At 71.3% G+C, this 23,222-nt stretch carries 22 protein-coding genes; 8 read left to right on the forward strand and 14 right to left on the reverse strand.

Annotated features, from left to right (window positions below; translation table 11 throughout):
• Positions 1 to 428 precede the first annotated feature (428 nt).
• Positions 429 to 1,928, forward strand: a complete 1,500-nt coding sequence (locus ABZ267_RS17160; RefSeq protein ID WP_356746348.1) for a peptide MFS transporter — start codon at positions 429 to 431, stop codon at positions 1,926 to 1,928.
• Positions 1,929 to 2,021: 93 nt separating this feature from the next.
• On the opposite strand, the gene ABZ267_RS17165 is transcribed toward ABZ267_RS17160, so the two are convergent.
• From ABZ267_RS17165 to ABZ267_RS17195, 7 genes are all read right to left on the reverse strand, one after another.
• Positions 2,022 to 2,390 carry a hypothetical protein gene (locus tag ABZ267_RS17165; RefSeq protein ID WP_356746349.1) on the reverse strand — a complete coding sequence of 123 codons (369 nt, stop codon included), beginning with the start codon at positions 2,388 to 2,390 and terminating at the stop codon, positions 2,022 to 2,024.
• 229 nt (positions 2,391 to 2,619) lie between these two features.
• Positions 2,620 to 4,029 carry a hypothetical protein gene (locus tag ABZ267_RS17170; RefSeq protein ID WP_356746350.1) on the reverse strand — a complete coding sequence of 470 codons (1,410 nt, stop codon included), beginning with the start codon at positions 4,027 to 4,029 and terminating at the stop codon, positions 2,620 to 2,622.
• Complete coding sequence (locus ABZ267_RS17175; RefSeq protein WP_356746351.1) at positions 4,026 to 5,096, reverse strand: hypothetical protein; 1,071 nt, start codon at positions 5,094 to 5,096, stop codon at positions 4,026 to 4,028. Before ABZ267_RS17175 ends, ABZ267_RS17170 begins: the two co-directional genes overlap by 4 nt.
• Entirely contained in the window at positions 5,090 to 6,049 is a 960-nt protein-coding gene (locus tag ABZ267_RS17180; RefSeq protein ID WP_356746352.1) for a hypothetical protein, read from the reverse strand. The genes ABZ267_RS17175 and ABZ267_RS17180 overlap by 7 nt, the downstream gene beginning before the upstream one ends.
• 32 nt (positions 6,050 to 6,081) lie before the next feature.
• Positions 6,082 to 6,816, reverse strand: a complete 735-nt coding sequence (locus ABZ267_RS17185; protein ID WP_356746353.1) for a peptidase — start codon at positions 6,814 to 6,816, stop codon at positions 6,082 to 6,084.
• Between the two features lie 180 nt (positions 6,817 to 6,996).
• Entirely contained in the window at positions 6,997 to 7,488 is a 492-nt protein-coding gene (locus tag ABZ267_RS17190; protein ID WP_356746354.1) for an ATP-binding protein, read from the reverse strand.
• Between the two features lie 210 nt (positions 7,489 to 7,698).
• Positions 7,699 to 8,067 carry an STAS domain-containing protein gene (locus tag ABZ267_RS17195; protein ID WP_356363900.1) on the reverse strand — a complete coding sequence of 123 codons (369 nt, stop codon included), beginning with the start codon at positions 8,065 to 8,067 and terminating at the stop codon, positions 7,699 to 7,701.
• Positions 8,068 to 8,354: 287 nt separating this feature from the next.
• Here ABZ267_RS17195 and ABZ267_RS17200 point away from each other — a divergent pair, with 287 nt between their 5' ends.
• Positions 8,355 to 9,317 carry an RNA polymerase sigma factor SigF gene (locus tag ABZ267_RS17200; protein ID WP_356746355.1) on the forward strand — a complete coding sequence of 321 codons (963 nt, stop codon included), beginning with the start codon at positions 8,355 to 8,357 and terminating at the stop codon, positions 9,315 to 9,317.
• Positions 9,318 to 9,451: 134 nt separating this feature from the next.
• On the opposite strand, the gene hutI is transcribed toward ABZ267_RS17200, so the two are convergent.
• The 4 genes from hutI to hutU form a co-directional block, all read right to left on the reverse strand.
• Positions 9,452 to 10,624 (reverse strand): imidazolonepropionase, encoded by a 1,173-nt coding sequence (gene hutI, locus ABZ267_RS17205; protein ID WP_356746356.1) that lies wholly within the window; start codon positions 10,622 to 10,624, stop codon positions 9,452 to 9,454.
• Positions 10,625 to 10,677: 53 nt separating this feature from the next.
• The gene (locus ABZ267_RS17210) at positions 10,678 to 12,075 is read right to left on the reverse strand and encodes a formimidoylglutamate deiminase (RefSeq protein ID WP_356746725.1); all 1,398 of its coding nucleotides are present in this window, start codon (positions 12,073 to 12,075) and stop codon (positions 10,678 to 10,680) included.
• Positions 12,072 to 13,280, reverse strand: a complete 1,209-nt coding sequence (locus ABZ267_RS17215; protein WP_356746357.1) for an allantoate amidohydrolase — start codon at positions 13,278 to 13,280, stop codon at positions 12,072 to 12,074. Before ABZ267_RS17215 ends, ABZ267_RS17210 begins: the two co-directional genes overlap by 4 nt.
• 125 nt (positions 13,281 to 13,405) lie before the next feature.
• The gene (hutU, locus tag ABZ267_RS17220; protein ID WP_356746358.1) at positions 13,406 to 15,064 is read right to left on the reverse strand and encodes a urocanate hydratase; all 1,659 of its coding nucleotides are present in this window, start codon (positions 15,062 to 15,064) and stop codon (positions 13,406 to 13,408) included.
• 133 nt (positions 15,065 to 15,197) lie between these two features.
• Here hutU and ABZ267_RS17225 point away from each other — a divergent pair, with 133 nt between their 5' ends.
• The 5 genes from ABZ267_RS17225 to ABZ267_RS17245 all read left to right on the forward strand — a co-directional run bounded on the left by ABZ267_RS17225 (position 15,198) and on the right by ABZ267_RS17245 (position 18,955).
• Positions 15,198 to 16,583 (forward strand): APC family permease, encoded by a 1,386-nt coding sequence (locus ABZ267_RS17225; RefSeq protein ID WP_356746359.1) that lies wholly within the window; start codon positions 15,198 to 15,200, stop codon positions 16,581 to 16,583.
• Positions 16,584 to 16,740: 157 nt separating this feature from the next.
• Complete coding sequence (locus ABZ267_RS17230) at positions 16,741 to 17,154, forward strand: hypothetical protein (RefSeq protein WP_356746360.1); 414 nt, start codon at positions 16,741 to 16,743, stop codon at positions 17,152 to 17,154.
• Positions 17,151 to 17,963 carry a helix-turn-helix domain-containing protein gene (locus tag ABZ267_RS17235; RefSeq protein ID WP_356746361.1) on the forward strand — a complete coding sequence of 271 codons (813 nt, stop codon included), beginning with the start codon at positions 17,151 to 17,153 and terminating at the stop codon, positions 17,961 to 17,963. The genes ABZ267_RS17230 and ABZ267_RS17235 overlap by 4 nt, the downstream gene beginning before the upstream one ends.
• A gap of 38 nt (positions 17,964 to 18,001) precedes the next feature.
• Positions 18,002 to 18,469 carry a roadblock/LC7 domain-containing protein gene (locus ABZ267_RS17240; protein ID WP_356746362.1) on the forward strand — a complete coding sequence of 156 codons (468 nt, stop codon included), beginning with the start codon at positions 18,002 to 18,004 and terminating at the stop codon, positions 18,467 to 18,469.
• A gap of 111 nt (positions 18,470 to 18,580) precedes the next feature.
• Positions 18,581 to 18,955 (forward strand): hypothetical protein, encoded by a 375-nt coding sequence (locus ABZ267_RS17245; protein WP_356746363.1) that lies wholly within the window; start codon positions 18,581 to 18,583, stop codon positions 18,953 to 18,955.
• 95 nt (positions 18,956 to 19,050) lie between these two features.
• Here the strand turns inward: ABZ267_RS17245 and ABZ267_RS17250 are convergent, their stop codons facing one another.
• Positions 19,051 to 19,590, reverse strand: a complete 540-nt coding sequence (locus ABZ267_RS17250) for a hypothetical protein (protein WP_356746726.1) — start codon at positions 19,588 to 19,590, stop codon at positions 19,051 to 19,053.
• Positions 19,591 to 19,738: 148 nt separating this feature from the next.
• Positions 19,739 to 20,584 (reverse strand): MurR/RpiR family transcriptional regulator, encoded by an 846-nt coding sequence (locus tag ABZ267_RS17255; protein ID WP_356746364.1) that lies wholly within the window; start codon positions 20,582 to 20,584, stop codon positions 19,739 to 19,741.
• A 182-nt stretch (positions 20,585 to 20,766) separates the two neighbouring features.
• On the opposite strand from ABZ267_RS17255, the gene ABZ267_RS17260 reads away from it, so the two are divergent.
• Positions 20,767 to 21,225 (forward strand): hypothetical protein, encoded by a 459-nt coding sequence (locus ABZ267_RS17260; RefSeq protein WP_356746365.1) that lies wholly within the window; start codon positions 20,767 to 20,769, stop codon positions 21,223 to 21,225.
• 433 nt (positions 21,226 to 21,658) lie between these two features.
• On the opposite strand, the gene ABZ267_RS17265 is transcribed toward ABZ267_RS17260, so the two are convergent.
• Positions 21,659 to 23,065, reverse strand: coding sequence for a cystathionine beta-synthase (locus tag ABZ267_RS17265; protein WP_356746366.1), 1,407 nt, complete (start codon positions 23,063 to 23,065; stop codon positions 21,659 to 21,661).
• Between the last annotated feature and the right edge of the window lie 157 nt (positions 23,066 to 23,222).

Below are 23,222 nucleotides of genomic sequence, written 5' to 3' on the forward strand. Positions count from 1 at the left end.
GAAATCCAGGCATGGACCTTTGAATATGGGAGCCAGGTTCCATTATTACCTGTGATCCATGTCTCAAGTCCTTCCATATCCCGCTGTGTCGTGTCGTATGGTGTCCCGACGCCTGTTGCACTGCCGAAGGACCTTTGGACCGCCGTGAGCGCCAAGGGTCTCTTCTGTGTGCTGGGCCGGTTCGCGCCGGCCCGTCCTGAGTGAATGACCTGTGAGCCGGGCCCGGAGCGTTAAGGACGCGCACCGGGTGTGGATCCCGACGCGACACTGCCCCGCCCCGCCGCCGAACGCTCCGAACGGGAGCCCGGCCCCGGAGCGAGTCCCCCCTCAGGCGTGGGGATGGGGTGCGGCCGCGCCGGTGCCGGCTACCCCCCACCGGGCGCGCACCGCTCACGAGGCGAGCGCGTCCCGACCAGCAAGGATCGACCATGGCGTCCAGCCTGACGAAGGACTCGCCGAATTCCGGTGAGCAGACCTTCTTCGGCCACCCCCGCGGTATGGCCACCCTCTTCATGACGGAGATGTGGGAACGCTTCTCCTGGTACGGGATGCGGGCCATCCTCACCCTGTACCTCGTGGCCGCCGTACTCGACGGCCCCCTGGAGGGCAAGGAGGCGCTCGCCGCCTCCATCTACGGTGTGTACAACGCTGTCGTCTACATGGCCGCGATGCCCGGCGGCTGGGTCGCCGACCGTCTCTGGGGCGCCCGCAAGGCCGTTCTGGTCGGTGGCATCGTCATCGCGCTCGGCCACTTCACCCTCGCTCTCCCGAGCGACATCGCGTTCTTCTTCGGCCTCGCGCTGATCGCGGTCGGTACGGGTCTGCTGAAGCCGAACATCTCGGCGATGGTGGGTGAGCTCTACGAGGGCCAGTCCAGCGCCCGCCGTGACGCCGGTTTCACCCTCTTCTACATGGCGATCAACATCGGTGGCCTCGCGGCGCCGCTGATCGTCGGCTACCTCGGTGAGCACGTCAACTGGCACCTCGGCTTCGGTGTCGCCGGTGTCGGCATGAGCCTCGCGGTCGTCCAGTACGTCCTCGGCGCCAAGCACCTCGGTGACGTCGGCAAGCTGCCCGCGAAGCCGGCCTCGCCGGAGGAGCGGCGGCAGGTCCTGCGCAAGGTCGCCCTCTGGTCCGGCCTCGCGGTCGCCGCGCTGGTCATCGACGTCGCGCTGGGTACGTACAGCATCGAGCACATCGTCAACGTCCTGGCGGTACTGGGCGTCGTCGTGCCGATCATCTACTTCATCACGATCTTCCGCGACCCGGCGCTGACCGCCGAGGACCGGCCGAAGATCAAGGCGTACGTGTGGTTCTTCATCACGGCCGTCCTCTTCTGGATGATCTACGACCAGTCCGGCTCACTGCTGACGATCTTCGCGGACAACAAGACGGACCGCTTCGTCGGCGGCTGGGAGTTCCCGGCCTCCTGGCTGCAGTCGGTCAACCCCGCGATGGTCATCATCCTGGCCCCGGTCTTCGCCGCGCTCTGGGTCAAGCTGGCCAAGCGCAACCGTGAGCCCAGCACCCCGATGAAGTTCGCCCTGGCGATGCTCCTCATCGGTGGTTCCTTCGGCATCATGGGCCTGGCGGGCGCCGCCGCGGCCAACAGCGAGACCGGCAAGGTCACCGTCTTCTGGCTGCTCGCCGTCTACCTGGCGCAGACCATGGGTGAGATGTGCCTCTCGCCGGTCGGCCTGTCGCTGTCGACGAAGCTGGCTCCGAAGATGTTCGTGGGCCAGATCATGGGCCTGTGGTTCCTGGCCACGTCGACGGGCAACGCCCTGAACGGCTGGACCACGAAGCTCAACGCACCGCTGGGCGACGCCGCGTACTACACGCTGCAGGCCGTCGTCGCGGTCGCCGCGGGCCTCGCCTTCATGGTGGCGGGCCGGAAGATCCGCGCGCTCATGGGCGGCGTCAAGTAGCCGTACGCGGTTGGTCGTCCAGCCGCGCAGAACGGGTCCGCACGAGAGGTTCGTGCGGACCCGTTCCGTTTGCCGCCGGTCGGGCGGCTGGAGCTACTTGGCCTTGGTCTCGACCTTGACGCTGCGCAGGAAGCTGCTGAACCCGCACTTCACCGAGGACTTCTCGCCGGGCTTCTTCCAGTCGCCGAACAGCGTCCACGTGACATCGTGCGGGGCGCCACGGCCGCGAACGACGTCACAGAGGAGCACGGCACGGTGCTTCTTGACGGTCTTCCCCTTGGCGGACTTCTTGCACGAGGAAGTCGACACCGGACGTCCCAGCGAGAGGCTGGGCGTTGCCTTGCAGGTGTACTTCGCCCCGGCCGCCTGAGCCGGTGCCGCGGTGGCCAACGCCAGTCCGGACGTCATCAGCAGGCCCGCGAGCGCACCCGTCGCGGCCTTCTTCCCCCAGGTCACCTTCATGTTGTTCCTTTTCCCAAGCGTGCGGCACCAGCAGGTGGTCAAGCCTGCCGGAGAGCGCCGCACTCGGACCATTCCCTTCGCTCCTGCGAAGAGACACCCAAGGAACCTAGCCTTGCCGATCTTGCACAGGCAAGGCGGGACAGGTGATTTGAGCAAGCTCAGAGCATGCGTGGGCGTCGCCGGAAGCGCTCCGTCCCTTTCCGGCGACGCCCACGCCCGCAGTCACGGTTCAGCGCGTGGAGCGCAGCCGCCGCCACGGCGTGAACGTGAAGACCGCGCCGCCCAGCAGGATCGCCGTGCCCGCGACCAGGCCGAGCGCGCGCAGGGCGCCGTCGTCCTCGGCGCCGGTGGCCGCGAGGCCGCCGCCCGAGTCCGTACCGCCGCCGGAGGCCGCCGCTCCGCCGGAAGCTGCCGCTCCGCTGCTGGAGCCGGTGGAGCCGGTGGAGCCGGACGCGCCGCCCGGCTGGGCCGAGGTGTCCAGCTCCAGAGAGACCGCGACACCGGCGGGCGGGGTGCAGGTGGTCGTCGTACCGACGGCCATCACCGTCAGCACGCCCGGGCTGAGCGTCGACGTGCCGCTCGCGCCGGGCTTGTACGTGCCGGTGAGGTCCGGGATCTCGATCGGTGCGCCGGTCTTGATGACCTCCTTGTTCAGCGGCCCTTCGACCGTGACCGTGCCCTGGTCGGCGCCGCCGAGCTCGACCTCCATGGACGGCTTGACCTGTTCGGCCGGGATGTCGATCGGGCTGTCCATGACGGACTTGCCGAACTTGACGGTGAGGTCGTACGCGCCGCCGTTCTTCTTGGCGCTGATACGGACCGGGGAGGTGGCGTTCTTGTCGCCGATGGGGGTCTTGCAGGCGTAGGCGACGGAGACCTCCTTGCCGGGGAAGTCGGTTTCGCCTCCGGTGCCGCCGTTGCTTCCGGTGGTGGTGCCGCCGGTGGTGGTGCCTCCCGTCGTGGTGGTGCCTCCGGTGGTCGTGGTGCCTCCGGCGTCCGTACCACCTGACGTCGTGCCGCCTGACGTCGTGCCGCCGGTCGTCGTGCCACCCGTCGTCGTACCGCCGGTGTCCGTGCCTCCTGCGGACGTGGTGCCGCCGGTCGTGGAGCCCGCCCCCGTCACCTTGATCGTGGCGCCCGGCTGGACCGTCTCCTTCGGAGCGCACTTGGTGTCCGTGGAGATCGGCTTCGAGACGTTGATGGTGTACGCGCCCGGGGTCAGCGTGATCTCACCGGCCGTCTCCAGCTTCAGCTTGGCCGTCATGTCGGGCAGCAGCATCGGGCTGTTCTTGGGGATGGGCGGATTCTGCCGGGGGCCCTCCAGCTTCAGTTCGCCGCTCGCCGCGCCGCCCAGCGTGACGGTCCCGGTCGGCTGCACCGTGTCCTTGCCGAGGTCCAGCACGTCCGGGTTGTTGGACGCGGCCTGGACCGTCTTCCAGACGACCTCGATCTCGTCGCCGACCTTCGCCTCGGCCGGCGCGGTCAGCTGCACCTTCGTGGTGCCCTGGACCGGCGGCAGGCCCGAGATGGGCGGCGGAACGCACTCCGTCGCGTAACTGACCTCGGCCGCCTGGGCCGGGCTCGCGGCCAGCACGATGCCCGCGCCGCCGAGCATCAGTGCCACTCCGATCGCGCTCATCCTCCGTTGCGTGTCCACACGTGTCCCTTCGTCGTGGGTGGGGGTCGGTTCACCGACGGTGCGGAACGCCGGATGTCTGGCGGTGCGGAGTCCTGGGTGAACCACGGCAGCGCGGCCGGACCGGTGCTCGTGGGCCGTGCTCGCGGGCGGTGCGCGTGGCGGGCCGAGGTGCCGGCGGGACCGGGGCGGAGCTTGTCCACGACGGCCATGCCGATACGGAAGACCGCGGCCGGGACGACCAGGCAGAGCAGCACCCAGAAGAGCGTGACGCCCCACGGGCGGCCCACGCCCCACGGCTGTTCGGCCAGCACCTTCGTCCCGTACCGCAAGGAGACCTGGTAGTCGCCGTGCGCGCCGGCGGAGAGTTCGACCGGCAGTGTGATCTGCGCCTTGGAGCCGGGCGCGACCGTGCCGCGCCACTGGCGTTCCTCCCACTGCGGGGCGTAGACGCCGTGCGCGGTGCCGATCTCGAAGACGGGGTCCTGCACGGGTGCGGAGCCGAGATTGCCGACGGTGAAGACCAACTGCCGTGCGGGCGGCGCGCCGAACCAGGTGAGCAGCGAACTCTCGCCCTCCAGCCGGGTGGTGGCCAGCACCGCGAGCCTGCCGTCGTCGGCCGGCGGCGGCAGCGGGGCCGTGGGATGGCCCGCCACAGTGAACACCGCGTCGACCAGCGCCTGTTCACCCGTCACCGTGGCGACGTGCACCACACACGGACAGGGCACGGGCGGCTCGGCCACCGGCAGCCTCTGGCTGAAGGCGCCCTTCCTGTCGGTGGTGACGGCCCGACCGTCGGCATTGGCACAGGAGTTGGTGCCGCCGATCACACCGCGCTCCGGCGAGGACCGGCCGCAGATCAGGAGCATCAGCAACGCCTCGGAGCGCCAGCCGCCGCCTTTGACGGTGATCGCGCCGCCTTGGCCCGCCTCCTTCTTGGAGAGCGTTACGACAGGGTTGTCGCCTTCGGCCGACTGCGCGGTCGGGGCCGCGAGGCCGAGAAGAACGGCCAGGAGAAGCAGGAGAGTTGTCGGTACGCGGCTTCCACTGGCCGGGTGTCGCTTCACCATTCCGCTCCTGCCTTCGCCAAGGACCGTGTCTCTTCGGCCGGTTGCGGCTCGTCGTCCACCTCGGCTTCTCGCGTCCCGCCGCGCGTGCGCCGCCGCCGGTACGCGCCGGTGCCGAGCACCGCCAGGACGCCGAGCGCCAGCAGCCCGCCGCCGGCGACCGGCGCCACCGGAACGTACGTCGCCGAGGCCACCGCCTCGTCCCGCGCCCCGTCCTCCGCTGCGACCCGTAGCCGCACGGTGACGGAGTCCAACTCCGGTGCGTCGGGCCAGGGTTCGGTGAGCTCCACCCGGCGGCCAGGAGCCAGCTCCAGGTCCAGCGGCCGGGCCGGGCGGTCCAGCAGCTCGCCGAAAACGCCGTCCGCGCGCACGGCCAGCCGTGGCCGCAGAGGTACGTTGCCGCGGTTGACCAGCGCGTACCGGATGGTCCGGCCCGCCACCTCGACGTCCTCCACGGTGAGCGCCGCCAGCGTGGGGCCGCCGATCCGCACCCGTACCGGTACGCGCCTCTCCTCACTCCCGTCCGCCGCCGCCACGATCTCTCCCGCCAGGTCGCCCGGCGTCGCGTTGACCGGCAGCGCGAGCGTGAACGGCACGTCGGCGCGGGTCCGGGCCGGCACGGTGACCGTCTCCGCCGCGAACCGGAGCCACGGCCCGGCCTGGCCGTCGCCGCGCAGCCGTACGGTCAGCGGGGCGCGGGCCGGGTTGGTCACCGAGATCCGGTCCTGGAGCACCGCTTCGGAAGTGCCCTCCAGATAGACGTACGGCCGCGCGTCCCAGCCGGCACTCCCGCCGCCCGCGGGCCGGACCGTCCAGCCGGAGCCTTCCTCGGCCGCCGCCGGAGGAGCGAGGAGCAGCACCAGGACCAGGCCGACGAGCAGGCGTACGTACGGGATGGACGGCCGGCGTTCGTACGGCGGCGACGGCCGGCGTCCGTACGGCATCGGCGGCTCCATGGGCGGCTCCCTCGCGCTGGCGGTTCCGGCGTTCAGCCCGTCGGGCGCTGTCCTCGCCGGGTCAGCCAGAGCACTCCGGCCGCTCCGGTCAGCAGGACCGTCCCGCCGAGAGTGCCGAGCGCCGCCGCCGAGTCGAGCGGGCCGGTCTTCGGCAGTTCGCCACCACCTGAGGCGCTGCCACCGGATGCGCCGCCACCCGACGCGCTGCCACCGGTGGAGCCGCTCGTCGAACCGCCCGTGGAGCCTCCGGCACCTGTGACATCGAGTTCCAGCGAAGGCCCGGGGCTGTTCTTCGGCGTGCAGGTCGTCGTCGTACCGAGCGCCTTGATGGTGAGCACGCCGGCGGTCAAGGTGACCTTGCCGCTCTTCTTCGGCGTGTACGTCCCGGACAAGTCACTGATCCTGATAGGGGTGTTGGCCGGAATCGCCTCCGCGTTCGCCGGCCCCGAGACCTGGACCTCGCCCGTCTCCGCGCCGCCCACCTCGATCACGGCGCTCGGATTCATGGCGCCCTTGCCGAGCTCGACCGGGCTGGAGGAGACGCCCTTCTGGAAGGACATGGTGAGTCTGTAGCCGCTGCCGCTCTGCACGCTCTTGATGTCGATGGGCGAGACGGCCCCTTTGGGCCCGATGGGCGTCTCGCACTGGTAGTTGACGCCCACGACCTCGGCGTGGGCGACGGGCGCGGCCATCAGCACCACCGAGCCCGCCGTCGCGACCGTGAGCGCGGCCGTCAGCGCGAGAGCTGTCCGCTTCTGGTTCGCCACCTCGTGTTCCCCTCATGCCGGACGCCGCCACGCGCGACAGCCGCAAGATCCTTACGGGCGCACGTTACTGACGGCACATCAGATTGGGCGCTCAAGGTACGCCCGGGGCCTGATGGAGGGAAGACAAAGAGCGCGCCGGATCCGGCGCGCTCTTCGGTGTACGGAATAGCCCCTGTGCTGTTACGCGGGCGCGGCGAGCTCCGCCCAGACGGTCTTGCCCGGCGACTCCGGCGTACGCTGCACGCCCCAGTCCAGGCAGAGCCGCTGCACGATGAACATGCCGTGACCGCCGGGACGGCCGGCGCGGTGCGGCGTACGGGGAGCGGGCTGGCCGGCCCCCCGGTCGACGACCTCGACGCGCAGCGCCTTGGGTGTACGGCCGATCCGGAGCTCCTCGGGACCCTCCGCATGGAGGCAGGCGTTGGTCACGAGCTCGGAGACGACCAGCAGGACGTCCTCGGCCGCGGCCCGGCGGTCCGCGCTGGACGCCGGAAGCCACCCCCAGTCGTGCAGGGCCTGCCGGGCGAAATCACGGGCCATCGGAACGATTCCGCTGGCCTGCCCGAGTGAGAGCGTGCGCCACTGCCGCTCGGCCGGAACGGGCGAGTCCGCGCCCGCTCCTTCCGGCTCGCGGCCGAGGTCGCCCGGCGGATGCTGCCGGGTGGTGCTCATCAGCGCTTCACCTCACCGATTCGCCATGTCGTTCGCCATGTCGCCATGCCGTCATGGAACAGAAATGATCAGTTACCGAATGTGCCGGATCTTTGCGGGATGCCGACGGGGTGTCTCCTGCCCGGCCGCACCGCTACGACACCCCCTTCGGGCTGCCGATCGCGTAACACGGCCGTCATCAGGGACGACGCGGAATGCGCCGTACCCGATCTAGGTCCGCAGCGCCTCTTCGAGCGTGGCGTGGACGGTGAAGACCGCCTCGGCGCCGGTGATCTCGAAGACTCTCGCCACGACCGGCAGCATTCCGGCCAGGTGGACCCCTCCTCCGACCTCCTCCGCCTTGAGGCGCGCACCGAGCAGCACGTTCAGCCCGGTGGAGTCGCAGAAGTCCAGGCGTGAGCAGTCGACGACCAGGCGTGACCGCCCTTGCTCGACCGCACTCTCCAGCGGCTCCCGCAGCAGATCCGCGGTGTGGTGATCGAGCTCACCCACCGGAGTCACGACCTCGCTGCGCCCCTCCGTCCGGGCCTCGACCTGAAGTCGACCCCGGTTCGCACTGCCAACCGTCCCGCGGTCCATGCCCAGTACCTCTTCGCCGTCCGTCGCTATGCGCGTCACTACCTGTGCGGCTGCATGCAGAGTCGCCGCCGACATGCGTAAAACAGTACGCGTTTCATTCGCCACGCGGTAGTCGGAGAACTCAACAAACCGGACATACACGGTCAATTGGAGCTTGTAACTCTTGGCTGGAACCGGGTAAGGGTAGGGGGACACCTGAAACACGACCGGCTTTGGAGGCGCCGCTTCACCGCAGGAAACACATATGGGCATCGGCAGCCATATGCCGAGAACGATGGAGGAGAACCATGTCACCCCGGCTCGACGAAGCGCGTACCCCCAACGCGTCGTCGGCATGTCCTCAGGGACCGACCAATTCCGACTCCCCCGCCGCGAGCGCCGTTCCCGGCCCGCGCGCCAGCACCACCCCCGAATCTTCCGGCGAGGGGCTTGAGGGCTTCACGGGGCTCGAAGGACTGCCTGAGATCCCGCCCTACGCCGAAATAGGGGCCCTGGACGCCAGGGCCCTGTCGAAGACGCTCTTCGAGCGCCTCGAATCCCTCGAAGAGGGCACGCACGAGTACGCGTACGTCCGCAACACCCTCGTCGAGCTCAACCTCGCGCTCGTCAAGTTCGCCGCCTCCCGGTTCCGCTCGCGCAGCGAGCCGATGGAGGACATCGTCCAGGTCGGCACCATCGGCCTGATCAAGGCGATCGACCGGTTCGAGCTGAGCCGCGGTGTCGAGTTCCCGACGTTCGCGATGCCGACCATCGTCGGCGAGATCAAGAGGTTCTTCCGCGACACCAGCTGGTCCGTGCGCGTCCCGCGCCGGCTCCAGGAGCTCCGGCTCGACCTGGCCAAGGCCGGCGACGAGCTCTCCCAGCAGCTGGACCGCGCGCCCACCGTGGCGGAGCTGTCCGAGCGCCTCGGCATCACGCCGGACGAGGTCGTCGAGGGCATGTCCGCGAGCAACGCGTACACCGCGAGCTCGCTGGACGCCAAGCCCGAGGAGGACGACGGCGAGAGCGCCCTCACGGACCGCCTCGGCTACGAGGACCACGGGCTCGAAGGCATCGAGTACGTCGAGTCCCTGAAGCCGCTGATCGCCGCGCTGCCCTCGCGGGACCGCATGATCCTCTCGCTCCGCTTCGTCAGCAACCTGACGCAGTCGGAGATCGGCGAGGAGCTGGGCATCTCGCAGATGCACGTGTCCCGGCTGCTCTCGCGGACGCTGGTCAAGCTCCGCAAGGGGCTGACCCTGGAGGAGTAGGCCCGAGGGCTCGAGGGCCTGTGTGTGGGCCTGTGAGCTCGCGGAAGGACCCGCTCCCGTCGTACGTGTCCACGTATGCGGGGCGGGTCCTTCCGCGTGTCCGGGTCCTGGCGGCGGCCGCCTGTTCCCCGCGGCTACTCCACCCGCTCCCCGCCCCGCCACACCGCGCTGACCAGCGGGACGCCCGGCCGGTAGGCGAGGTGGACGTGGCTCGGGGCGTCCAGGAGGACCAGGTCGGCGCGGGCGCCGGGCGTGATGCGGCCGATGTCGGTGCGGCGGAGGGCCGCGGCGCCGCCGGCGGTGGCGGACCAGATCGCCTCGTCGGGCGTCATCCCCATGTCCCGTACGGCCAGGGCGATGCAGAACGGCATGGACGAGGTGAACGACGAGCCCGGGTTGCAGTCTGTGGAGAGCGCGACCGTGGCCCCGGCGTCCAGCAGGCGGCGGGCGTCGGGCCAGGTGGCCCGGGTGGAGAACTCGGCGCCGGGAAGCAGCGTGGCCACCGTGTCGCCCTGGCCCAGCGCGTCCACGTCCGCGTCGGTGAGGTGGGTGCAGTGGTCGGCGGAGGCGGCGTCGAGCTCCACGGCGAGCTGGACGCCGGGGCCGTACGTCAGCTGGTTGGCGTGGATGCGCGGGTGGAGGCCCTTGGCGCGGCCCGCCGTGAGGATGGCGCGGGCCTGGTCGCCGTCGAAGGCGCCGCGCTCGCAGAAGACGTCGATCCAGCGGGCGTGCGGGGCGCAGGCCTCCAGCATGGGGCCGGTGACCAGGTCGACGTAGCCGGCCGGGTCGTCGGCGTAGTCCGGCGAGACGACGTGCGCGCCGAGGTAGGTGACCTCGTCGGTGTGGCGGGAGGCGATGCGCAGGGCGCGGGCCTCGTCCTCGACGGTGAGGCCGTAGCCGGACTTGGTCTCCAGGGTGGTGGTGCCCTGGCGCAGGGCCTCGGCGAGGTAGTGGGCGACGTTGGCGGAGAGCTGCTCGTCGGAGGCCTGGCGGGTGGCGGCGACCGTGGTGCGGATGCCGCCGGCGGTGTAGGGCTGCCCGGACATCCGGGCGTTGAACTCCTGGGTGCGGTCACCCGCGAAGACCAGGTGGGAGTGGGAGTCGACGAAGCCCGGGATCATGGCCCGGCCGGCCGCGTCGAGCACGTTGTCAGTGGCGGGTGCTTTGCTTGATTCACCGGTCCAGACGATGCGGTCGCCCTCGATGACGACGGCCGCGTCCTGGATCAGGCCCAGGGGGGTGCCGTTGCCGAGGGAGGGGTCATTGGTGACCAGGCTGGCGATGTGGGTGACGGCGGTGGTCGTCATCTGGAGAGTGTTCTCCTTGCGTTCCGGGATCGGTGGTTCGGGGCGGCCGACGGTCAGTGGTGCAGGGCTGCCACGGCCGCCGCGAGCGCTCCGGGCACGTCCTCGATCAGCGCGTGACGGCCGTCGCGGACGATGTGGCGTCCTGCCACGACCGTGTGCCGCACATCAGCGGCGGAGGCGGCGAATACGGCGGTCTCCGCTGCCAGTCGGGGCACCGGCCCTGCCGTTCTGACGGAGTCCAGGGCGATGGTCGTCAGGTCGGCCGGAGCGCCCGGTTCCAGGACGCCCGCGTCGGGGCGGCCGAGTGCGGCGTGCCCGTCGGCGGAGGCGGCCCTCAGCAGAGCGGCGGCCGTCCAGTGGCCCCGGATGTGGGTGCGCAGGCGCTCGTTGAGCTCCATCGCGCGCGCCTCTTCGAAGAGGTCGATGACGGCGTGGCTGTCGCTGCCGAGCGAGAGCGGCGAGCCCGCCTTCTGGAGCGCGACGGCCGGGCCGATGCCGTCGGCGAGATCGCGCTCCGTGGTGGGGCACATGCAGGTGCCGGTGGTGGAGGAGCCGAGCAGGGCGATGTCCTCCTCCGTCAGATGCGTGTTGTGGATGCCGGTGGTGCGCGGGCCGAGGACGCCGTGGTCGGCCAGCAGCCGGGTGGGTGTACGGCCGTGGGCGGCCTGGCAGGCGTCGTTCTCCGCCGTCTGCTCGGAGAGGTGGACATGGAGCGGCGCGCTCCGCTCCTCGGCCCAGGCGGCGACGGTGACCAGCTGGTCCGCCGGGACCGCGCGCACGGAGTGGATGGCCGCGCCGATCAGCGTGTGGTCGTCGCCCTTGAGGAGGGAGGCGCGCTCGGCCCAGGCATCGGCGGTGGTGTCGGAGAAGCGCAGCTGGTGCCGGTTGGGCGGCTCACCGAAGCCGGCGGCGAGGTAGGCCGTGTCCAGCAGGGTGATCCGGATGCCGGCCTCGGCCGCCGCCGCGATCAGCGCCTCGCCCATGGCGTTGGGGTTGGCGTACGGCGTGCCGCCGGGCGCGTGGTGGAGGTAGTGGAATTCGCCGACGGCAGTGATGCCGGCCAGGGCCATTTCCGCGTACGTGGCCCGGGCCAGGTCGAAGTAGCTGTCCGGCGTGAGCCGCGAGGCCACCTGGTACATCAGCTCGCGCCAGGTCCAGAAGGTCCCGGTGCCCACCTGGACGGTGGCGCGCAGGGCCCGGTGGAAGGCGTGGGAGTGGGCGTTGGCGAGGCCCGGAAGGGTCAGGCCGCGCAGCGCGGTGGCGCCGGGCGGCGGTGCCTCGACCCCGGTCCTGACACCGGCGATCCGGCCGCCTGCGACCTCGACCAGGACATCGGGCTCCACGTACGTCCCGAGCCAGGCGTGGTCCATCCAGTACGTCGCGGTGACGGGCCCGCCGGCCGCCCGTGCCGTCTCCGCGGTCCCTGCCGTCTCCGCCGTCCGGTTTGTCAGCTGCACGCGAGACCTTCCAGTACGTCGGCGAGTGCCCGCACCCCGGCCGTGCAGTCGTCCTCGGCGGCATGCTCGGCCGGAGAGTGCGAGATGCCGGTGGGGTTCCGTACGAAGAGCATGGCGGTGGGCACCGAAGCGGACAAAATACCCGCATCGTGGCCCGCGCCGGTGCCGAGGACAGGGACCGGGCGCCCCGTGTCGCCGGTCCCCTCCAGGATCTTGGCGAGCTCGTCGCGCAGGACGTGCTCGAACTCGACGACGGGCGTGAACGACTCGCGTACGACGTCGAGGTCGATCCCGGCCCGCTCGGCGTACTGGCGGGCGGCGCGCTCGATGCCGGTGACGACGGCGTCCAGGGTGGCCTGGTCGGCGGCGCGGGAGTCGAGCCAGCCACGGACGAGGGAGGGGATGGCGTTGACGCCGTTGGGCTCGACCGCGATCTTGCCGAAGGTGGCGAGGGCGCCGGTGAGTTCGGCCTCGCGGCGGGCGGCGAGCACGGTCTCGGCGTACGTGAGCATCGGGTCGCGGCGGTCGGCCGGACGGGTGGTGCCCGCGTGGTTGGCCTCGCCCCGGAAGTCGAACCGCCAGCGGCCGTGCGGCCAGATGGCGGAGGCGATGCCGACGGGGTCGCCGGTCAGGTCCAGGGCGCGGCCCTGCTCGACGTGGAGTTCGACGAACGCACCGATCCGGGCGAGCCGTTCCGGGTCGGGGCCGATGGCCTCGGGGTCGTATCCGGCGCTCTCCATGGCGGCGGGCAGGGTGATCCCGTCGGCGTCACGGAGGCGGTGGGCGTCGGCGACGGTGAGCTGTCCGGCGGCGAGCCGGGACCCGACACAGGCGAGACCGAAGCGGGCGCCCTCCTCGTCACCGAAGTTGGTGATGGCGAGGGGCCGGGTGAACGACGCGCCCCGGGAGCGGAGTTCGTCCAGCGCGGCGAAGGAGGAGACCACGCCGAGCGGCCCGTCGAAGGCGCCGCCGTCCGGTACGGAGTCCAGGTGCGAGCCGGTGACGACGGCGTCGCCGGCCAGGGGGTCGCCGAGCCAGGCCCACTGGTTGCCGTTGCGGTCGGTCTCGTAGGTGAGGCCGCGCGCCTCGGCCTGCGCACGGAACCAGGCCCGGCAGTCCAGGTCCGCAGCCGACCAGGCGTACCGCCGGTAGCCACCGCTGTCCGGGTGGCGTCCGACGGGAGTCAGCTCACGCCACATGGAGAGGAAGGAGTCACCTGTACGCCACTGAGACGCGGGACCTCCGGAGGATGCGGCGGCACCCTGGGGCGAGCCCGCCGCCGCACCGCTTGACGTACCCCGGTCCTCCGTCGTGCCGGACGGCATCAGTTGTCCTCCGTCATCGGGACGCGGACACCCTTGTCCTCGGCGACCGACTCCGCGATGTCGTAGCCCGCGTCGACATGGCGGATGACGCCCATGCCGGGGTCGTTCGTCAGGACGCGGCGGATCTTCTCGCCCGCGAGCTTGGTGCCGTCGGCGACGGTGACCTGGCCCGCGTGGATGGAGCGGCCCATGCCGACACCGCCGCCGTGGTGGAGGGAGACCCAGGAGGCGCCGGAGGCGACGTTGACCATGGCGTTCAGGAGCGGCCAGTCGGCGATGGCGTCGGAGCCGTCGAGCATGGCCTCGGTCTCGCGGTACGGGGAGGCGACCGAGCCGCAGTCGAGGTGGTCGCGGCCGATGGCCAGCGGCGCGGCCAGTTCGCCGCTGGCGACCATGTCGTTGAAGCGCTCGCCGGCCTTGTCGCGCTCGCCGTAGCCGAGCCAGCAGATGCGGGCGGGCAGGCCCTGGAAGTGGACGCGTTCGCCGGCCATCTTGATCCAGCGGTGCAGGGACTCGTTCTCCGGGAAGAGCTCCAGCATCGCCTTGTCGGTCTTGTGGATGTCGGAGGCCTCGCCGGAGAGCGCGGCCCAGCGGAAGGGGCCCTTGCCCTCGCAGAAGAGAGGACGGATGTAGGCGGGGACGAAGCCGGGGAAGTCGAAGGCGCGGTCGTAGCCGGCGAGCTGGGCCTCGCCGCGGATGGAGTTGCCGTAGTCGAAGACCTCGGCCCCGGCGTCCATGAAGCCGACCATGGCCTCGACGTGGCGGGCCATCGACTCGCGGGCGCGCTGGGTGAAGTCGGCGGGCTTCTCGGCGGCGAGCGTGGCCATGTCGTCGAAGTCGACGCCGAGCGGGAGGTAGGCCAGCGGGTCGTGGGCGCTGGTCTGGTCGGTGACGATGTCGATCGGCGCGCCTTCGGCGAGCATCCGGGGCAGCAGCTCGGCCGCGTTGCCGAGGAGGCCGATGGAGAGCGGGCGGCGGGCGTCGCGGGCCTCGACGGCGAGCTGGAGGGCGTGCTCCAGGCTGTCGGCCTTGACGTCCAGGTAGCGGTGCTCGATGCGGCGGTCGATGGCGCGCGGGTCGACGTCGATGCAGATGGCGACGCCGTCGTTCATGGTGACGGCGAGCGGCTGGGCTCCGCCCATGCCGCCGAGTCCGGCGGTCAGCGTGATCGTCCCGGCCAGCGTGGAGCCGAACTTCTTCGCGGCGACGGCGGCGAAGGTCTCATAGGTGCCCTGGAGGATGCCCTGGGTGCCGATGTAGATCCAGGACCCTGCGGTCATCTGGCCGTACATGGTCAGGCCGAGCGCCTCCAGCCGGCGGAACTCCTCCCAGTTGGCCCAGTCGCCGACCAGGTTGGAGTTGGCGATCAGCACGCGCGGCGCCCACTCATGGGTCTGCATGACGCCGACCGGCCGCCCGGACTGGACGAGCATCGTCTCGTCCTGCTTGAGCGTCCGCAGCGTCCGGACCATCGCGTCGAACGAGCGCCAGTCGCGGGCCGCCTTACCCGTGCCGCCGTAGACGACGAGCTTGTCGGGGTGTTCGGCGACCTCGGGGTCCAGGTTGTTCTGGAGCATGCGCAGGGCGGCTTCCTGCTGCCATCCCAGGGTGCTGAGGGCGCTGCCGCGCGGCGCTCGTACGGGGCGGGGTCCTGACATGGCGGTGCCTCCTCGCGACGGTGAATATCTATTCACATCCTGAGGTGCTGAATAGTCGTAGTCAACAGGTGCGGTTCGCGCCGCGTCCGGGAAGAGGTGTTCCATCCCCGACCCGAGGGCACCGGAGGCACCGATGAGCACGCCCGGCACACCAGCCGCGCCCGGCACACCCCCGGCCCCCGACGCGTCACCGCCGCTCAAGCGGGCGCTCGGCCCCAAACTGCTGATCCTCTTCGTCATCGGCGACATCCTCGGCACCGGCATCTACGCCACCACCGGCGACGTGGCGGGCAAGGTCGGCGGCGCGCTCTGGCTGCCGTTCGCGATCGGGTTCGTCGTGGCGCTGCTGACGGCGGCCTCGTACGTGGAGCTCGTCGGCAAGTATCCGAAGGCGGCCGGAGCCGCGCTCTACACCCAGAAGGCGTTCAAGGTCCCGTTCCTCACCTTCGTCGTCGCCTTCCTGGTCATGTGCTCCGGGCTCTCCTCGGCGAGCGCGGCGGCCCGGGCGTTCAGCGGCGACTACCTGGGTGAATTCACCGACGCGGTACCGCCGACGCTGATCGCGATCCTCTTCATCCTCGCTCTGGCCGCGATCAACCTGCGCGGGGTCTCCGAGTCCGTGAAGGCGAACGTCGTGCTGACGCTGGTGGAGGTCAGCGGCTTCGCGGTGATCCTGGCGATCGGCGCGTACGCCGTGCTGAACGGCGACGGTGAGCCTTCCCGGCTGACCCAGATCGAGGCCGGAGGCACCGGATACGCGCTGATCACCGGCGTGCTCGGCGCCACGGCGCTCGGCTTCTTCGCCTTCGTGGGCTTCGAGGACTCGGTGAACATGGCCGAGGAGACCAAGGACCCCGCCCGCAACTTCCCGCGCGCCATCTTCATCGGCGTGGCCGTCACCGGCACCATCTACGTCCTGGTCGCGCTGGTCTCCTCGCTCCTGGTCGACTCCCGCACGCTGGCCGACTCCAGCGGTCCGCTGCTGGAGGTGGTGAAGGCGGGCGGCGTCGATTTTCCGCCGAAACTCTTCGCGCTGATCGCTCTCTTCGCGGTCACCAACTCGGCGCTGATCAACCTCATGATGGCCTCGCGGCTCTGCTACGGCATGGCCAACGAACGCATCCTGCCGCCCGGCATGGGCAAGGTGCTGGCGGGCCGGCGCACGCCCTGGGTCGGCATCGTCTTCGTCTCCGTCCTGGCGATCGGCCTGGTCTCCACCGGCGAGATCGAGGGGCTCGGCGACACCACCTCGTTCCTGCTGCTGTGCGTCTTCGGCGTGGTCAACATCGCCGTGCTGGTACTGCGCAAGGACCGGGTCAAGCACCGCCACTTCCGTACGCCGACCGCTCTGCCGGTCCTCGGCGCGATCACCTCGCTGGTCCTGGCCGGCCCGCTCGCCGACCGGGGCTCCGACGTCTACGTACGGGCCGGGATCCTGCTGCTGATCGGGATCGGCCTCTGGGCGGTGAACAAGGCGGTGATGACGGCCCGCGCAAAGTCCGGCACGACAGCGGGCTGACGGAACGTCACCCCAGTTCCCGGCCACCACATTTCAGCCGCTCCTTTACACCCCGGAGCGCATGTACCAAAGGAAAATGCCAGAACCTCCACCAGCCGTGAGCACGTTGCGTAGCCTCGGGGTCACAGCCGTACGCCGCGTCGGGAGGGGAATCCGCGTGCCCGGAATCGACGAGTGCCTGCTCGAAGTCATGAGGCTGCCCGGCGCCCGTGGCGCCTCGGTGGTCGACTGGACGAGCGGCCTCGCGCTCGGCACCATCGGCGAGTCCCCCAACGGCGACCACGAGGCGACAGCGGCCGAGACCGCGGAGGTCGCCCGGATGACCGCCGAACAGCCCGCCTTCGCGCACCTGGCGGCAGGAGGCGGAACCGAAGGCTCCGGGAAAGCGCCGAGCATCGCCGTCGAGGACGTCATCGTCACCACACAAGACGGTTACCACATGCTCCGCTTCGTCGAGACGGCTTTCGACAGCAGCGTCTTCCTCCATCTCTGGCTGAGCCGCTCCGACGGCAACCTCGCGATGGCCCGGTTACGGCTGGGAGAGCTGGCCGAGCGGCTGGTGCTGGCATGAGCGCGATAGCCGCCGACCCCGGCGCCCCGGAGACCGACCGGCTCCCGGTCCTCTCACCGATGCTCCAGCGCCTCGCCGCCGAGCGGGCCACCGGAGCCCTGATGCGCGACCGCGGCACGCTCTACCTCGCCGACGGCCAGGTGGTGCACGCCGAGAGCCCCGCCACCCCCGGCATCGACGTCCTCCTCACCACCGGCGGCACCCTGCGGCACGAGGGCTGGTGGGACGCGGTGGCGCAGGCCGGGGCCGGGCAGCGGGTCGGGCGGTATCTCGTGGACAGCGGCCATGTGCCGGGCGGCGCGCTGGAGTTGTGCCACCTCGGCGCACTGTACGACGCCGCGTTCTTCGCCCTCGCCCCGACCGGCACACCCGCCCGCTTCCGTTACGGGGTGTCCCACTGGATCGGGCCGGTGCGGCCGGTCCCGGTGGCCGCCGTCCAGCGCGAGACGCTGCGCAGACGGGAGCTGCTGGACCGGATCTGGCCCGACGCCGCCAGCGACAGCGCGCCCGTCATCCGGTCGTCGGCGCATCCGGGCGACAGCCCCGTACCCGCCCGGCAGCGCGCGGTGCTGGAGCTGGCCGACGGTGTGCGTACGGCCTCCGGCATCGCGCAGGCGCTGGGCCGTTCGGCGTTCCACATCCTGGTCGACCTGCGGCGGCTCGCCGCGGCCGGCCTGGTGGAGGCGGTCCGCGCGCAGCCGCTGCCCGCCGCCGCGTCGACACCGGGCCGGATCACGCTCCCCGAGGTGACCGCCGACCCCGACATCGCCCTGCTGCGCCGGCTCCGAGACGCATTGGAGGCCCTGTGATACGCGCGCTCAGACAGCGTGCCGGGAGGAGACAGCTGATGGTTGCCGAGGCCGAGACGCGCGGTGTCCTCGACGAGCTCCAGCGGTTACGGGCCCGGGTCCCCCTGCTCTCCGGGGCGCTGGCCGCCTCCACCGACGGCCTGGTCCTGGCCCACGACACGCCGGGCATCGAGGCCGAGGGCGTCGCCGCGCTCACCGCCGCCGCGCTCGGCGTCTCGATCCGGATGACGGAGGCCACCGGCCGCGGCGGCTTCCGGGAGCTCCTGGTCCGCGGCGAGAGCGGCTACATCGCCACGTACGCCGCAGGCTCCTCCGCCGTCCTGACCCTGCTGGCCGAGGACCGCATCAACGTCGGCCGACTCCATCTGGAGGGCCGCCGCGCGGGCGCCCGGATCGGCGAACTCGTCGACACCGCCCTGGAACGCGCCGAGCGCACGCCCCCCATGCCCCGCACCGCTCCGGCGCGCGGCCTCCCCAACCGCACGCTCCCGCAACGCCCCACGTAACCGCTCCTCCTTGCACCCCCACACGCACCACAACCACACACCTCACCCCTGCCACTCACGCGAAAACGGACCCGGTCACCGCGACCGGCCACGGAAAGGAAACGAGCCTCCATGGCGAACACCGAAGCGTCACTGAAGGAAGCGATGAGCTCGATCGAGGGCGCCACTGGTGTCGCCCTCGTCGACTACACGAGCGGAATGGCCCTGGGCACGCTCGGCGGCGGCAAGGACTTCAACCTGGAGGTCGCGGCCGCGGGCAACACCGACGTGATCCGCGCCAAGCTCCGCACCATGGAGCACCTGGGCATCAAGGAGGAGATCGAGGACATCCTCATCACGCTGGGCACCCAGTACCACCTGATTCGGCTGCTCAAGACCCGTGGCAGCAACGGCCTCTTCCTCTACCTGGTGCTGGACGCGAGCCGCGCCAACCTGGCGATGGCCCGCCACCAGCTGAAGAGGATCGAAGCCGAACTGGAGGTCTGAGCCCCTCCGGTTCCAGCTCCTTCGGAAACCCTTACCTCCGGCTCTCCCGGGAGCCCTCACCTCCGGAAACCCACCTCCGGCTCCTCCGGAATCCCTCACCGGCGGCGACGCCGCGCCCCGCCCGGCGCGGCGTCGCCCGCCTCCGGCCCCGTCGTCCGGTGGCCCCGCACCCGCTCCGCGACCGGGCTGCCGTGCCCGGCCCAGTCCGTGCGCACCCAGTACAGGACGTCGTCCCGCCGCTCCCGCTGACCGATGCGTACGGCTTTCGCCCAGAGACCGGCCCCGGCGCCCGCGAGGACCAGCCCGCCGGCGCCCGGCAGCGCGAACGAGGACGCCACCGCCACCACGAACGCCGCCAGCAGCCACCACCGGTGCCCGCGCCGCCACACCCGTACGGTCACGGCCCGGTCCTGGAGGAAGTCCCCGCGCCCGGCCCGCGAGGCGCTCCGCGCCAGTTCCGCGTACCGCCCGCCGCGCGCCAGGAGCACGGCGGCCGCGATGACGATGAAGAGCGCCGCTCCCGCCAGCAGCCCGATCCGACGCCCGGTCAGCCCCGGTACGAACGCTCCCGCGACGGCGGCAACCAGCCCGGCCCACCACAGCGGTGCCGCTCCGGCCCGTACGATCACGGCCACTCCCGCCAGCGACTGTCCTCCGCGCCCCACGTCCGTACCCCTCTCGCTCGCCGTGCGTCCGCCGGTCCCCGCCGGTCGTTCTGCGCGCGGAGATTAGCGGCCGCAGATGAGGGGTGCGTGAGAATCCGCGACATCGGGCCGGCCGGCCTCACTCCACGAACAGGCCCCGCGCCGCAGCCCGTACGTCGAACTCCTCCAGCCGCGCCTGGGCGTCGGGCAGTTCGTCGCACATCGCCTCCAGCAGCACCCGCCCCAGCAGCATCGGCGCGCAGACGGTGTCGAAGGAGAGGCCGGAGCCGATGGCCGCCGGAAGCAGGAGGTCGCTGTGCTGGGCGACGGGCGCGAAGGCGGAGTCGGCGACGGTCACCACGGTGAGGCCCTGCGCTCCGGCGTACGCCAGCGCCTCCACGCACTCCTTGGGGTGGCGCGGCAGCGCGAAGCACATCAGGGCGGTGGCGCCGGCCCGGCGTGCGGAGTCGATCCGGTCCAGGAGCATGGAGCCGCCCTCGTCGAGCACCCGGACGTCGGGGTGGACCTTGGCGGCGAAGTAGCCGAAGCCACGCGCCTGCGAGGAGGCCGCGCGCAGGCCGAGCACGGGCAGCGGCCGCGACCCGGCCAGCAGCCGGCCCGCCCGCTCCACGGGTCCGGGGTCGGCCAGCAGGTCGGAGAGGTGCTGGAGGTTCTCGATCTCGGCGCGGACGGCCTGCTGGTACTCGTTGTACGTCTCCCCGGCCTCCTCCTGCTCCGCGTCGGCGGGCGCGACCTCGCGCAAGTGGCGGCGGAGCGCCGGATAGCCGTCGAAGCCGAGGGCGACGGCGAAGCGGGTGACGGAGGGCTGGCTGACGCCGGCGAGCTCGGCCAGCTCGACGCTGGAGAGGAACGGCGCGTCGGCCGCCCGGCGGACCATGCAGTGCGCGATGCGCCGCTGGGTGGGCGTGAGCCGGTGGCCCTCGAAGAGCTGCTGCAACCGCGCGGCGGGGCTGCTCCCACTCATGCTGTCCCCTTGCTGGATCCATCGTGCCCCGGGTCGGCACATGCTCCGGCGCCGACAGATCCATTCAGCCAGGAAGGCTCCTGCATGTCCATATGCAGCGGTGGGACGGAGGGCCTCCCGGCCGGGAAATACGGGGGTTAGCACCCGTGTTCCGGCCCGCCGCCGCTCGTAACGTAACGGGTATGGAAGCACGGGACCACGAGCTCAAGAGGGAGCTCGCCGCCACCCTCCAGGCACGCGGCGAGCTAGGACCGGAGTACGAGTCCGCGCTCATCGATTCGTTCCTGGAGAAGGTCGAGCAGCGCCTCGACACCACTTTGGACCGCCGCGTCCGGCGCCACCTGGCCGAGCAGCAGGTGACGGCCGCCCGGGACCCTCGGTCCCTACGAACGCCGTCCGCCGCCGGGATATCGCCCGGCTTCGCGGAGCGGTTCGGGTTCGGGGCCGTCTCGCTCGTGCTGGCCGTCCCGCTCTCGGCGATCGGGGTCGCCAACGCGGGCATCGAGGGGCTGGTGGTGGCATGGATGGGGATCGTCGGGGTGAACGCGGTCCACGCGGCGCGCAGTGGAGGCCTGTTCCGGCAGCGGGCGCGGGCGCGGGAGCGGCGCGCGGCCTCGGTCTCGGAGTGGGAGGGCGGCTGAGAGCCGCTTCCGGCGGCCGGGAACGACCGCGCGGCCGGGCCCGCAGAGGGTCCGGCCGCGTGTCGACGAGAACGCCGCGAGGTGCGGAGCCAGGGGCCCGCGAGCCCGGCCTGACCGGCAGGACACCTCGTAAGTATGTCGCGGGGGCCGCCGCACCCCCGGTGGCCCGGGGGGCGGGACGACGGCGGTCCCCGCGAAGGACGCGGTCCGGGTCAGGGCCGGATGCCCGCGTCCGGGCGACGGTGGAGGTCCGGGAGCCGCTCCGTAGTCCGGTGTCGCCGTTCTGGGTGCCGGCGGGTTTCCCTGCCGACACCCACCAATGTGCCGGAGCCGTGTTAAGCGGGTGCTGCGTGGACGTGACGCGCTCGTACCGTTTTCGCGAAGCCCGGGTCCCGGCCCGGTCAGGCCTTCGCGGAGCCCCGGTCCCCTCCGGTCACGCCTTCGCGGATCCGGCGTCCTTCGCGAGGAACGCGAGCACGTCCTGCCTGCTCACGACGCCCTTCGGCTTGCCTTCGACCAGCACGATCGCCGCGTCCGCACCATCGGCACCACTGAGCACGGCCATCAGGTCCTCGACCGGCTCGCCGGAGCCGACCTGCGGCAGCGGGGCCGACATGTGCTTCTCCAGCGGGTCGGTGAGCGAGGCGCGCTGGGTGAACAGCGCGTCCAGCAGCTGCCGCTCCACGACCGAGCCGATGACCTCGGCGGCCATCACGTCGGGGTGTCCGGCGCCCGGCTTCACGATCGGCATCTGGGAGACGCCGTACTCGCGCAGGACGTCGATCGCCTGGCCGACCGTCTCCTCCGGGTGCATATGGACGAGGGAGGGCAGCGGGCCCTCCTTGAAGTTCAGGACAGCGCTGACCTGCGGAGAGGCGCTGGTGTCCTCCAGGAAGCCGTAGTCGGCCATCCACTCGTCGTTGAAGATCTTGCTCAGGTAGCCGCGGCCGCTGTCGGGCAGCAGCACCACGACCACGTCGTCCGGGCCGAGCCGCTTGGCGACCTCCAGGGCTCCGACGACCGCCATGCCGCAGGAGCCGCCGACGAGCAGGCCCTCCTCCTTGGCGAGGCGGCGGGTCATCTGGAAGGTGTCCTTGTCGGAGACCGCGACGATCTCGTCGGTGACGCTCGCGTCGTAGGCGGAGGGCCAGAAGTCCTCGCCGACGCCCTCGACCAGATACGGCCGGCCGGAGCCGCCGGAGTAGACCGAGCCCTCCGGGTCGGCGCCGATGACCTGGACGGCGCCGTTGCTGATCTCCTTGAGGTAGCGCCCGGTGCCGCTGATCGTGCCGCCGGTGCCGACGCCCGCGACGAAGTGGGTGATCTTCCCCTCCGTCTGCTCCCACAGCTCGGGACCGGTGGTCTCGTAGTGCGAGCGCGGGTTGTTCGGGTTGGAGTACTGGTCCGGCTTCCAGGCCCCGGGCGTCTCGGTGACCAGCCGGTCGGAGACGTTGTAGTACGAGTCCGGGTGCTCGGGGTCAACGGCCGTCGGGCAGACGACGACCTCCGCGCCGTACGCGCGCAGCACGTTGATCTTGTCCGTGGACACCTTGTCCGGGCAGACGAAGATGCACTTGTAGCCCTTCTGCTGGGCGACGATCGCGAGGCCGACGCCCGTGTTGCCGCTGGTCGGCTCGACGATCGTGCCGCCGGGCTCGAGCTCGCCGCTCTGCTCGGCCGCCTCGATCATGCGCAGGGCGATCCGGTCCTTCACCGACCCGCCGGGGTTGAAGTACTCGACCTTGGCCAGGACGGTCGCCTGGATACCTGCCGTGACGTTGCGCAGCCTCACCAGCGGGGTGTTGCCGACAAGAGTGATCAGCGAATCGTGGAATTGCACCGTGTACTCCGGGATCTCCGAGATGGTCCGGCCCAGAGTATGCGTACGAGCCGGACGATGCGTACGTACGGGCTCCGCCCGGGATCGGGAGGCCGGAAAACGGGGTCGGACACGGAGCGTACGGGCCCGGAAACGCGGGGTGCGATTGGGCGGCGCA

This window comes from Streptomyces sp. NPDC006174 (assembly GCF_040614075.1).
Taxonomy (GTDB): Bacteria; Actinomycetota; Actinomycetes; order Streptomycetales; family Streptomycetaceae; genus Streptomyces.